Below are 12,351 nucleotides of genomic sequence, written 5' to 3' on the forward strand. Positions count from 1 at the left end.
CGAGGTCACCGATGAATTTCGATTACTCCCCGAAAGTGCAGGCCCTGCGCGAGAAACTGCTCGCGTTCTTCGACGAACACATCTATCCGAACGAAGCCATCTTCCACGAGGAAGTCGAGCGCAATCGCGCGAACGGCAATGCGTGGGTGCCGACGGAGATCGTCGAGCAGTTGAAGGAAAAAGCTCGCGCGGCCGGGCTATGGAACCTGTTCCTGCCCGCCTCCGAACGCGGCGCGGGTCTCACGAACCTCGAATACGCGCCGCTGTGCGAGATCATGGGCCGCGTGCACTGGGCGCCTGAAGTATTCAACTGCAGCGCGCCCGACACCGGCAACATGGAAACCATCGAGCGCTATGGCAGCGAGGCGCACAAGCAGCAATGGCTCACGCCGCTGCTGGCAGGGCAGATCCGCTCTGCCTTCCTGATGACCGAGCCCGACGTGGCCTCGTCGGACGCGACGAACATCCAGACGCGCATCGAGCGCGACGGCGACGACTACGTGATCAACGGCACGAAGTGGTGGTCGTCGGGCGCGGGCGACCCGCGCTGCGCGATCTACATCCTGATGGGCAAGACCGACCCCGATGCGCCGCGCCATGCTCAACAGTCGATGATCCTCGTGCCGTCGGATACGGCCGGCATCACCGTGCGCCGCCCGCTCACCGTGTTCGGCTACGACGACGCGCCGCACGGCCATATGGAGATCACGCTCGAAAACGTGCGCGTGCCGGCTTCGAACATTCTGCTCGGTGAAGGCCGCGGGTTCGAGATCGCGCAAGGGCGGCTCGGACCGGGCCGCATTCACCACTGCATGCGTCTCATCGGCCTCGCGGAACGCGCGCTCGAATTCATGGCGAAACGCGCCCTCTCCCGCGTGGCGTTCGGCAAGGCGGTCGCCCAGCAAACGGTCACGCAGGAGCGCATCGCCGAAGCGCGCTGCATGATCGAGCAGGCCCGCCTGCTCACGCTCAAGACCGCGTACATGATGGACACCGTCGGCAACAAGGGCGCGCGCGGCGAGATCGCCATGATCAAGGTGGTGGCGCCGAACATGGCCTGCCAGGTGATCGACTGGGCCATGCAGGTGCACGGCGCGGCGGGCGTGAGCGGCGACTTCCCGCTGGCGTACTCGTACGCTTCGGCGCGCACGCTGCGCTTCGCGGACGGCCCCGATGAAGTGCACCGCAACGCCATCGCCAAGCTCGAACTCGCTCGCCATATGGACGCGGGCGCGGCATCGCGCGTGGAAATGCCGGTCACGCGCTCGTAAGTCCGCGCGAGTCCACGTAAGTCCACAAGCGCAGCAGGGGCGCTCTGGCGCCCTCTGCGAGCGACGCCGATCTATGCTAATTTGCGCCAGATCGGGCGTCGCGCAAGACTATCCAGACTTTCGCGGCGCCTTCTTTCATGGTGCCAAGGAGCCACGATGATCGACGTCTACAGCTGGGCCACGCCGAACGGTCACAAAGTCCATATCATGCTCGAGGAAACCGGCCTCGAATACCGGGTGCATCCGGTCGATATCGGCGCGGGCGACCAGTTCAAGCCCGAATTCCTCGCCATCAGCCCGAACAACAAGATTCCCGCCATTACCGACTCCGAAGGCCCGCGCCGCGCCGACGGCCAGCCGTTCTCGCTGTTCGAGTCGGGTGCGATCCTGATCTATCTCGCCGCGAAAACCGGCCGCTTCATGCCCGAGGACCTCGCGGCGCGCTACGACGTGCTGCAATGGGTGATGTTCCAGATGGGCGGTCTCGGCCCCATGCTCGGCCAGGCGCACCACTTCCGCATCTACGCGCCCGAGAAAATCGAGTATGCGGTCAATCGCTACACGAACGAGGCGAAGCGGCTCTACAACGTGATGGAAACGCAGCTGGAAAAGACCGAGTATCTGGCCGGGGACGAGTACACCATCGCGGATATCGCCGCATTCCCGTGGACGCGCTCCTGGCAAAACCAGGGCATCGATCTCGATTCGCTGCCCAACGTGAAGCGCTGGCACGAAACGATCGCCGCGCGGCCGGCGGTCAAGCGCGGCGTGGAAGTGCTCGCCAATGCGCGCAAGCCGCTCATGGATGAGAAGGCGAAGGAGATGCTGTTCGGCGCGACGCAGTACGCCAGACACTAACGCATTACGCGGAAATCCGCGCAAAATCAAAGGGGCGCCCGCCGTGCAACGGAGCGCCCCTTTTCGTTGAGCACGCAATCAAACTAGAAGTAGTGCCGCGTGATGAACTCGGCCACGCATGCGGGCCGCTCGCTGCCTTCGCGCTCGATGCTCACATCCCACACGACCTGCACGCCGCCGCCCTCCACGTCGCTCACTTCTTTCACCGCGATGCGTGCACGCACCTTCGCGCCCACGGGCACCGGCTGCGTGAAGCGCACGCGGTTGAGCCCGTAGTTCACGCCCATGCGCTGACGCATGTGCAGCGTCCCTCCGAGCAGCACGGGAATCAGCGAAAGCGTGAGAAAGCCGTGCGCGATCGGGCCGCCAAACGGCGACTCGCGGCGCGCTCGTTCGGTGTCGATATGGATCCACTGGTGGTCGCCCGTGGCGTCGGCAAAACCGTGCACGTCCGCCTCGCTCACCTCGCGCCAGCCGCTCACGAGCGGCCCTGCGCCGATCAGCACGCGCAACCCCGCCGCGTCGGCAATCTGCATGACATCGCTTTCGCTCACGCTACGCTCCCTGGATGGCGAAGGCCGAACAGCGCCTTCGAACGCACGGTCACGATCAGCTCGCCGTGCTGGTTGTGTCCTTCCCACTGCGTTTCGACGATACCGCGATCGGGCTTGCTCGCCGAGACGCGCTTGCTCAGGATCGCGTTCGTCATCGTCAGCGTGTCGCCCACGCGCGTGGGCTTGAGCCAGCGAATCTCGTCGACGCCGGGCGAGCCCATCGAGGTCGAGTCCTTGAGAAAGTTGCGTACGAGCATGCCCATCATGACCGAGCAGGTATGCCAGCCGCTCGCGACGAGCCCGCCGAACATCGACGCCTCGCCGCCCGCCTCGCTCATGTGGAATGGTTGCGGGTCGAACTGCTCCGCGAATTGCACCACCTCGTCACGCCCAAAGGTGTGCGAACCGACCACATAGCGCTTGCCCACTTCGAGATCTTCGTAACTCACGCCCATCCGTTTTCTCCGCCGATGTTGCCCTGTTGTTGCCTGCTGCCGCCACGCGTTACGCTGCTGCCTGCGCGAAACCGGGCAGCGATGCGAAGCGTTCGAGGTGGTGATCGACATCGCCGAGCGTCGTTTCGATGATCGCGAGACGCTTGAACAGATGCGCGGCCGCCACTTCGTTGGTGACGCCCATGCCGCCGTGCAGCTGCACGGCCTGCTGGCCGATGAACCGCGCCGCCTGCCCCACGCGCACCTTCGCTGCCGAGATCGCGCGGCGCCGCTCATCGGCCGACTCGCTACTGTAACGCGCGGCGGCCAGGTAAGTCAGCGAGCGGGCCTGCTCGGCGTGGATCAGCATCTCTGCCATGCGGTGCTGCAGCGCCTGGAAGCGCGCGATCGGCACGCCGAACTGTTGACGCGTCTTCGTGTATTCGACCGTGGCGTGGTTGAGCGCGTCCATGGCTCCCACGGCTTCCGCGCATAGCAGAAACGTGGCGTAGTCGGCAATCTTCTCCCATGTCGCCGCGCCGGCATGCGCGTCGCCAAGACGGCGCGCGTGCGCTTCCTTGAAGGTCAGCGTCGCAGCGCGTTGGCCGTCGATCGTGCGGTAATCGCCCACCTCGACACCGTGCGCATCGCGCGCCACGACGAAGAGCGCAACCTCACCCGCGAAGCGCGCCGGCACGATCCAGTGGTCGGCCTGGGCGCCGTGCTGCACGACCGATTTCGTGCCGGTGAGCGCGAAGCCGTCGCCCGTCTCCTTCGCCTGTGTTTCCAGCGAGAACAGGTCGTAGCGCGACTGCGGCTCGTGGAACGCGGCAGCGAGCTTGATCTCGCCCGAGGCGACGCGTTCGAGCAGCGCTGCGTTTTCCGCTTCGGCCGCACCGCCCGCGAGCTTGAGCGCCTCGACGCCCACCGCGGTTGCCCAGTACGGCTCGACCACGAGCGCGCGGCCCAGCTCCTGCATGACGACGAGCATGTCGAATGGCGCGCCGTCGAAGCCGCCCTGCGCCGCCGGCACCGGCAGCGCGGTCAGACCCAGTTCGACGAACGCGTTCCAGTGCTGGTCCGAAACGCCGGCCGGTGTCTTCACGATCGCCTGGCGTGCTTCGAAGCCGTAGTTCTTGTCGAGATAGCGACGCAGCGCGTCGGCGAGTTGCTGTTGTTCTTCGGTGAAATTGAAGTTCATGGCGCCGCTCCTCAAATCCCCAGAATCATCTGCGAGATGATGTTCTTCTGAATTTCGTTCGACCCGCCGTAGATCGACGTCTTGCGATAGTTGAAGTAGTACGCCGCGAGCGGGGCCGCGTCGTCGTCGCCGCCGGCCGCGTGTTCGTGCTCGCCCTCGAGGTAGGCCGGGTCGAACGGCGCTGCAAGCGGGCCGACCGCGTCGACCATCAGCTCGGTCAGCGCCTGCTGGATCTCCGTACCCTTGATCTTGAGCATCGACGCTTCGGGACCGGGGCCGCGTCCGCCCTCCGCGCTCGCGATCACGCGCTCGGCGGTCACTTCCAGCGCCATCAGCTCGATTTCTACGGCGGCCACGCGCGCCGCGAATACGGGATCTTCGAGCAGCGGTTTCCCATGCTTCTTCTGCCTGAGCGCGACGCCCTTGAGGAAGGCGAGCTCGCGGTTCGACGCGCCCACGCGCGCGATGCCCGTGCGCTCGTGGCCGAGCAGATACTTCGCGTAAGTCCAGCCGCGGTTCTCGTCACCGACGAGATTTTCGACCGGCACCTTCACGTCTTCGAAAAAGACTTCGTTGACCTCATGGTCTTCATCGAGCGTGATGATCGGACGCACGGTGATGCCGGGCGTTTTCATGTCGATGAGGAGAAACGAGATGCCTTCCTGCTTCTTGGCCGCAGGATCGGTGCGCACGAGGCAGAACATCATGTCGGCGTGCTGGCCGAGCGTGGTCCAGGTCTTCTGCCCGTTCACGACGTAGTGATCGCCTTCACGAACTGCGCGTGTACGCAACGATGCGAGGTCCGATCCCGAGCCCGGTTCGGAGTACCCCTGACACCACCAGTCTTCACCGGAAAGGATGCGCGGCAGATAGCGGCGCTTCTGGGCCTCGTTGCCGTACTTCATGAGCACGGGGGCGACCATCGACACGCCGAAGGGCAGCACCGGCGGCGCGCCGATGCGTCCGCACTCGGCGTCCCAGATGTGGCGTTGCGCTTCGGTCCAGCCTGGGCCGCCCCATTGCGCGGGCCACGCGGGCGCGGACCAGCCCTTCTTGCCTAGCAGCTTGTGCCAGTTGGCAATGTCGTCGCGCGAGAGGCGTTTGTGGTTGAGAACCTTGTCGCGCATCGCTTGAGGCAGATTGGCCTCGAGCCAGGCGCGGATTTCGGCGCGAAATGCGTCGTCAGCGGGGGTGTAGTCCAGATCCATGCGCAATGTCTCCTGGCCGCGGCCGGTGCGAGCGAACCTCGCGGCGCGGCGAAGACCCGCATGGCGTTATTGCAGCGGACCCTTCAACGCGGCCGGAACCGGCAGCGGCATCACATCGATGCCTTCTTCGACGAGAGCTTGCGCATCGTCCGCGGAAGCGACTCCACGGATGTTGCGCGACGGCGCTTCGTTGTAGTGAATGCGCCGCGCCTCCTCGACGAAACGGTCGCCTACGTTCTCCGTCTTCTCGAGGACCTCGCGGATCACACGCATCGCATGCGCCTGCCATTGCGCCGCCTGCTCGTGCGGCGACGCTTTCGGCGTTTCGCTCGCGCCGGACAGGTTCAGCCGGGGCGCGGACGGCAAGCGGGTCACATGGGTGGCGCCGCACATCGGACATTCGACCAGCTTGCGGGACAGTTGCGACTCGAAGTCGTCAACCGAGGCGAACCAGCCTTCAAACCGATGGCCGTCTGGACACTGTAAATCGAGGACCTTCATGGGGAATCGAGGCTTGCGATGAGTTTAGCGCAAATCGTAAATTTGTGAACGACCGTTCGAAAAAATTCCTGCGGCCAGCCACCGGGACTTTCCCGGGGGTTCGATTGTAGCGCCGCGCGGGCGGGCGCGCTGAAGGTGCTTCAGGTGTACCTGCGCTTGGGGTGCGCGTAGAAGCGACAACGGCGGCCACAAGGGCCGCCGCTGCTCAGGAATTCGCTGCCGGGTAGCGTGTCAGCCCTGCTCAGCGTTCGCGAGCGGCCACGCGCCCGACAGCGCCTTTTCGAGCCAGAACGTGCCGATGATCGTCTTCACGTCGGTGATCTTGCCCGTGCGCACCCATTCGAGCAGTTCCGGAACCCTCGCCGTGAAGGTTTCGAGAAACTCGCCGTCGTCGAGTTGCGCCGCGCCCGCGGTCAGCCCGCGTGCGAGGTAAATGTCGATGAACTCGGTCGAGTACGAGATCACGGGATGGATCTGCGCGAGATAGACATACTCGCGCGCCGTATAGCCCGTCTCCTCCTTGAGCTCGCGGATCGCACAGGCGAGCGCGCCCTCCTGCGGATCGAGCTTGCCTGCCGGGAATTCGGTCATCACACGCGAGAGCGGATAGCGGTACTGGCGCTCCATCAGCACGCGGCCGTCGTCGAACAGCGGGATGACCATCACCGCGCCAGGATGCTGCACGAACTCGCGCGTCGCATGCTTGCCGTCCGGCAGCGCAACGGTGTCGCGCTTCAGGGTAAGAAAATTACCGGCGTAGAGCGTCGTGCTTTCCACGCACGTCTCGGCGAGCGCCGGGTCGTGTTGATGATGTTCAGCCATAGTCAGCCTCGTGGGTGCTCAGGAAAATCTGGAAGCCGCGCGCGCGCCGCTTGAAGTGAAACCGGCCAGACTGCGGCCGGACTGCGGGTCGCACCGCGCGTGCCGGCCGCGGGCCGGCCACGCGCGTCACGCCGGGCGGCGTTTGACGAGATATTGCCAGGTGAAGCCGGGAAACGCGAACACGACAAAAAGACTGAAGGTGATCGCGTAGAACTGCCAGCCCTGGTCAAAACGATTGCCGGCGCGCGCCTCCAGCAGGAAGCCGAACGTACCGACCACAAAGTACAACACGATCATTTCAGCGATGCGAATCCACGCACTCTTCTTCGGTGCGCGAAGCGGCACCACGCCGAACAATCGCTGGTTGAGGAACGGCAGGTTGGCGCCCGCGAGCGCCAACAGCACGATGAACCAGCCCGCTGCTGACATCAGAGCGGCAGCGTATGCGTGACAGCCTGCAGGCAGATTGACATCAGCGGGCCAGGAATGATGCCCAGCAAGAGCACCGCCACGCCGTTGAGCGTGAGCAGCCCGCGGTTCAATGCGTGGCTCTCGATCGGTGCTTCGTCCTGCGGTGCGTCGAAGTACATCAGCTTGACGATACGCAGGTAGTAGAACGCGCCGAACAGCGACGTAACCACGGCGAGCACGGCAAGCCACGTGAGGCCCGCGTTCATGGTCGCTTCGAGCACGGCGAGCTTCGCGTAGAAGCCGACGGTCGGCGGAATGCCGGCGAGCGAGAACATCATGAGCATCATCACGAACGCGAACACCGGGTTGCGCTGGTTCAGGCCCTTGAAGTCGTCGATCGTTTCCGCTTCGAAATCGCGGCGGGACAGCAGCATGACGATGCCGAACGCGCCGAGCGTCGTGATCAGATAGACGATGCTGTAGAACATGGCCGAGCTGTATGCGCTGGCCGCGCCCGTCGCCTTGTTGTCGACGATGCCGGCGAGCAGGCCGAGCAGCACGAAGCCCATGTTCGAGATGGCCGAGTACGCGAGCATGCGCTTGATGTTGCGCTGGACGATACCCGTGATGTTGCCGACGATCATCGAGAGTGCCGCGAGGATGATCAGCATCTCCTGCCAGTCCACTGCCAGCGGCAGCAGGCCCATCACCAGGAAGCGCACGGCCCAGGCGAATGCCGCGACCTTCGGGCCGCCGCCGGTCAGCAGCGTCATGGCCGTAGGCGCGCCTTGATAGACGTCGGGCACCCACATGTGGAACGGCACCGCACCCATCTTGAACGCCACGCCGGCGACGATGAACACCACGCCGAACAGCAGGACGATATCGTTGATGTGGCCCGAAGCCACGGCCTTGAACACTTCGTTCAGCTCGAGCGAGCCGGTCGCGCCGTACAGCATCGAGATGCCGTAGAGCAGGAAGCCCGAAGCGAGCGCACCCAGCACGTAGTACTTCATGGCCGCTTCGTTCGACTGTGCCGCGTTACGGCGCAGTGCGATGACCGCGTAGAGCGAGAGCGACATCAGCTCGAGGCCGAGGTACAGCGTGAGGAAGTTGTTGCCCGAGATCATCGTGAGCTGGCCGAGCAGCGAGAACAGGCCAAGCAGGAAGAACTCGCCCCGGAACATGTCGCGGTCTTCGAGGTACTTGCGCGAGTACACGATCGACACGGCGTAGCCGAGCGTGACCACCGCCTTCATGGCGCTCGCGAACGGATCGACCACGTACATGCGCGTGAAGTAGTAGTACACGTGCGGATCGAACGCGTCCACCGCGAACCAGATACCGGCTATGACCGTGGTCAGCAGCGCGATGAAGTAGGTCGTGCGCCGGCCTTCAGGTCCGGTGAACGTGTCGTTGAGCCACGCGACGACGAGGCCGGTCATCACCAGGCCGTCGGGCAGCAGAGCGTACATAGGGGCGTTTGGCATGATCTTTTGTTCCTCCGCTCGGGTATTACTGTGACAGCGGCAGTTTCGACACTGCGACGTGGGAGAGGAGGTTTTCCACGGAAACGTGCATCACATCGGTAAAGGGCTTCGGGTAGACGCCCATGAAAAGCGTAAACAGTGCGAGTACTCCGAGAATGAAGTATTCGCGACCGTTAATGTCCTTCAGCTCGCGAACATGGTCATTCGCAACGGCGCCGAAATACACCCGCTTGTACATCCACAACGTATAGGCCGCGCCCAGGATCAGCGTGAACGCCGCCCCGAATGCGATCCAGAAGTTGTACTTCACGGCCGCCAGAATCACCATGAATTCGCCGACGAATCCCGAGGTGCCCGGCAGACCGCAGTTGGCCATCGCGAACAGCATGACCAGCGCCGCGAACTTCGGCATGGTGTTGACCACACCGCCGTAATCCGCGATATCGCGTGTGTGCATGCGGTCATACAGCACGCCGATGCACAGGAACATGGCGCCCGAGACGAAACCGTGCGAGATCATCTGGATGATCCCGCCTTCCATCGCGAGCTGGCTCGATTCGCCGAACATAAAGAAGCCGAGCGTGACGAAGCCCATGTGGGCAATCGACGAGTACGCGACCAGCTTCTTCATGTCCGCCTGCACCATCGCCACGAGGCCGATGTAAATCACAGCGATCAGGGACAGCGTGATGATGACCGGCGCCAGGTAGTGGCTCGCGTCCGGCGTGACCGGCAGCGAGAAACGCAGGAAACCGTACGCACCGAGCTTGAGCATGATCGCGGCCAGCACGACCGAGCCGCCCGTGGGCGCTTCGACGTGCGCGTCCGGCAACCACGTGTGGACCGGCCACATCGGCACCTTGACCGCGAACGCGAAGAAGAACGCGATGAACAGCAGGATTTGCGGCGTCATGGCGATCTTCGCGGCCTGCCAGGTGGCGAGGTCGAAGGTCCCGGTAATGCGGTACAGGTACAGCAACGCGACCAGCATGAGCAGCGAGCCGGCCAGCGTGTAAAGAAAGAACTTGAATGCTGCATACACGCGGTTCGGGCCGCCCCACACACCGATGATGATGTACATCGGAATGAGCGTGGCTTCGAAGAACACGTAGAACAGCAGACCGTCGGCGGCGCAGAAAACGCCGATCATGATGCCCGACAGGATGAGGAACGACGCGTAATACTGCGCGACGTTCTTCGTGATGACCTGCCAGCCCGCGATCACGACGATCACGGTGATGAGTGCCGTCAGCACGACGAACCACATCGCGATGCCGTCGACGCCCAGGTGATACGCAATATTGAACCGCTCGATCCAGACCGCCTTCTCCTCGAACTGCAGGGAAGCCGTGCTCGTATCGAAGCCCGCAACGAGCGGAAGGGTGACGAGGAAACTAAGCACCGAACCAATGAGTGCGAGCCAGCGGTCCGCACTCGGGTTCCGACGGGAACCCACTACAAGAACGATGATGCCGAATACGATCGGCATCCATATCGCAATACTGAGAATCGGAGTTGCGTGCATGCGTTTCCTCGCCTTATTTTGCCTTATTTGCCGCCGAGCGTTACAAACAGGGTAAGGAGGCCAAGCATGCCAATGATCATGGCAAATGCGTAGTGGTAGATATAGCCGGATTGCAGGAAACGAATGACAGTTGCAAACCAGCCGATAAACTTGGCGCTCCCGTTTACGACGCCGTCGATCACGACGACATCGCCCTCCTTCCACAGACCGCGACCGATCGCGACGGCTCCGCGAGCGAAGACAATTTCGTTGATCTTGTCGAGGTAATACGCGTTTGCCAGCAGCTTGTAGACCGGCGAGAAAGTGCGCGACACGACGGCCGGCAGTTCCGGGCGCTTCATGTAGAAGAACCACGCCACCACCACACCCGCGAGTGCGAGCCACACCGGCAGACCCGAGAACGCATGCGCGCCCATCGCGGCCCAGCCCTGGAATTCCTTGCCCATCTCCGCGAGCGCTTCGTGGTTCTCGCCAACGAAGATGACGTTCTGGAACGCCACGCCATGCGAGAAGAAGTCACCGAAGAGCAGCGGCTGGATCGCGAACGCACCGGCGATCACCGAGGGAATCGCGAGCAGAACGAGCGGCACCCAGATGACCCACGGCGACTCGTGCGGCACGTGCACGTGGTGTTCGTCGTGGCCATGATCGCCATGACCGTGGGCTGCTTCGATCGCCATCGGCGATTCCGGATGCTTCGGACCGCGGAAGCGCTCTTCACCGTGGAACACGAGGAAGTACATGCGGAACGAATAGAGCGCCGTGACGAACACGCTCGCGACCACCGCGAAGTACGCGAAGCCCGAACCCGGCAGGTGCGAGAGCTTCACGGCATCGATGATCGAATCCTTCGAGTAGAAGCCCGAGAAGAACGGCGTGCCGATCAGCGCGAGCGAACCGATGAGCGACGTGATCCACGTGATGGGCATGTACTTGCGCAGGCCGCCCATGTTGCGCATGTCCTGATCGTGGTGCATGCCGATGATGACCGAGCCCGCGCCGAGGAACAGCAGCGCCTTGAAGAACGCGTGGGTCATCAGGTGGAAGATCGCCACCGGATAAGCCGACACGCCGAGCGCCACCGTCATGTAGCCGAGCTGCGAGAGCGTGGAGTAAGCCACCACACGCTTGATGTCGTTCTGGACCACGCCGAGGAAGCCCATGAAGAGCGCGGTAATGGCGCCGATCACGACGATGAACGACAGTGCGGCTTCCGAGAGTTCGAACAGCGGCGACATGCGCGCGACCATGAAGATACCGGCCGTCACCATGGTTGCCGCGTGAATCAGCGCGGAGATCGGCGTCGGGCCTTCCATCGAGTCCGGGAGCCAGACGTGCAGCGGGAACTGCGCCGACTTACCCATCGCGCCGATGAAGAGGCAGATACACGCAACGGTGAGCAGGTTCCACGAGGTGCCCGGGAACGTCAGCGCGGCGATTTCATGACCCTTCGCGAAGATGTCGTTGTAGTTCAGCGAGCCGCCGAACGCGAGCAACAGGCCAATACCGAGCAGGAAGCCGAAGTCGCCCACGCGGTTCACGAGGAACGCCTTCATGTTCGCGTAGATCGCGCTTTCACGCTTGAAGTAGAAGCCGATCAGCAGGTACGAGACGAGACCGACTGCTTCCCAGCCGAAGAACAGCTGCAGGAAGTTGTTGCTCATCACGAGCATCAGCATCGAGAACGTGAAGAGCGCGATGTACGAGAAGAAGCGCTCGTAGCCCTCTTCTTCCGCCATGTAGCCGATCGTGTAGATGTGCACCATCAGCGACACGAAGGTCACGACGACCATCATGAGCGCAGTCAGCGAGTCGATGAGGAAGCCGACTTCGAACTTCAGGCTGCCAACCGACATCCATTCGTAGACCGTCGCGTTGAAGCTCGCGCCGCCCATCACGTCGAAGAGCGTGATGCACGACAGCACGAACGCAATCGCGACGCCGAGAATGGTCACCGTATGCGCGCCCGCGCGCCCGATCGTTTTGCCAAAGAGACCGGCAATCAGGGAACCGGCGAGAGGAGCCAGCGGGATCGCCAGCAGAAGAGTTTCGTTGAGAGTCGTTGCCATAAAGTCA

Annotated in this window: 12 protein-coding genes; 2 read left to right on the forward strand and 10 right to left on the reverse strand. The window is 63.3% G+C overall.

Going from position 1 to position 12,351, the window contains the following annotated elements; all coding sequences use genetic code 11:
- The first annotated feature begins 11 nt into the window (after positions 1-11).
- Together BFD71_RS15685 and BFD71_RS15690 are read left to right on the forward strand one after the other, a co-directional pair.
- Positions 12-1,271, forward strand: a complete 1,260-nt coding sequence (locus tag BFD71_RS15685; protein ID WP_069265264.1) for an acyl-CoA dehydrogenase — start codon at positions 12-14, stop codon at positions 1,269-1,271.
- A 156-nt stretch (positions 1,272-1,427) separates the two neighbouring features.
- Positions 1,428-2,129, forward strand: a complete 702-nt coding sequence (locus BFD71_RS15690) for a glutathione binding-like protein (protein WP_069265265.1) — start codon at positions 1,428-1,430, stop codon at positions 2,127-2,129.
- An 83-nt stretch (positions 2,130-2,212) separates the two neighbouring features.
- On the opposite strand, the gene BFD71_RS15695 is transcribed toward BFD71_RS15690, so the two are convergent.
- The 10 genes from BFD71_RS15695 to nuoL all read right to left on the reverse strand — a co-directional run bounded on the left by BFD71_RS15695 (position 2,213) and on the right by nuoL (position 12,344).
- A complete protein-coding gene (locus BFD71_RS15695) occupies positions 2,213-2,665 on the reverse strand; it encodes a MaoC family dehydratase (RefSeq protein ID WP_069265488.1) in 453 nt (150 codons plus the stop codon).
- A gap of 14 nt (positions 2,666-2,679) precedes the next feature.
- On the reverse strand, positions 2,680-3,138 hold the full coding sequence (locus tag BFD71_RS15700; protein WP_069265266.1) for a MaoC family dehydratase: 459 nt from the start codon (positions 3,136-3,138) through the stop codon (positions 2,680-2,682).
- Between the two features lie 49 nt (positions 3,139-3,187).
- A complete protein-coding gene (locus BFD71_RS15705; RefSeq protein WP_069265267.1) occupies positions 3,188-4,318 on the reverse strand; it encodes an acyl-CoA dehydrogenase family protein in 1,131 nt (376 codons plus the stop codon).
- Positions 4,319-4,329: 11 nt separating this feature from the next.
- Positions 4,330-5,526 carry an acyl-CoA dehydrogenase family protein gene (locus BFD71_RS15710; RefSeq protein ID WP_069265268.1) on the reverse strand — a complete coding sequence of 399 codons (1,197 nt, stop codon included), beginning with the start codon at positions 5,524-5,526 and terminating at the stop codon, positions 4,330-4,332.
- Positions 5,527-5,592: 66 nt separating this feature from the next.
- The gene (locus tag BFD71_RS15715; RefSeq protein ID WP_069265269.1) at positions 5,593-6,027 is read right to left on the reverse strand and encodes a DUF1178 family protein; all 435 of its coding nucleotides are present in this window, start codon (positions 6,025-6,027) and stop codon (positions 5,593-5,595) included.
- Between the two features lie 231 nt (positions 6,028-6,258).
- Positions 6,259-6,849: an NUDIX domain-containing protein gene (locus tag BFD71_RS15720; protein WP_069265270.1), complete on the reverse strand. Its 591-nt coding sequence runs from the start codon at positions 6,847-6,849 to the stop codon at positions 6,259-6,261.
- Positions 6,850-6,975: 126 nt separating this feature from the next.
- The gene (locus tag BFD71_RS15725) at positions 6,976-7,278 is read right to left on the reverse strand and encodes a DUF2818 family protein (RefSeq protein ID WP_028205666.1); all 303 of its coding nucleotides are present in this window, start codon (positions 7,276-7,278) and stop codon (positions 6,976-6,978) included.
- Positions 7,278-8,750, reverse strand: coding sequence for an NADH-quinone oxidoreductase subunit NuoN (nuoN, locus tag BFD71_RS15730; protein WP_069265271.1), 1,473 nt, complete (start codon positions 8,748-8,750; stop codon positions 7,278-7,280). The genes BFD71_RS15725 and nuoN overlap by 1 nt, the downstream gene beginning before the upstream one ends.
- A gap of 25 nt (positions 8,751-8,775) precedes the next feature.
- A complete protein-coding gene (locus BFD71_RS15735) occupies positions 8,776-10,275 on the reverse strand; it encodes an NADH-quinone oxidoreductase subunit M (protein ID WP_069265272.1) in 1,500 nt (499 codons plus the stop codon).
- A gap of 23 nt (positions 10,276-10,298) precedes the next feature.
- Complete coding sequence (gene nuoL / locus BFD71_RS15740; RefSeq protein WP_069265273.1) at positions 10,299-12,344, reverse strand: NADH-quinone oxidoreductase subunit L; 2,046 nt, start codon at positions 12,342-12,344, stop codon at positions 10,299-10,301.
- Positions 12,345-12,351 lie beyond the last annotated feature (7 nt).

Origin of the sequence: Paraburkholderia nodosa (assembly GCF_001718195.1) — a bacterium.
GTDB lineage: Bacteria > Pseudomonadota > Gammaproteobacteria > Burkholderiales > Burkholderiaceae > Paraburkholderia > Paraburkholderia nodosa_A.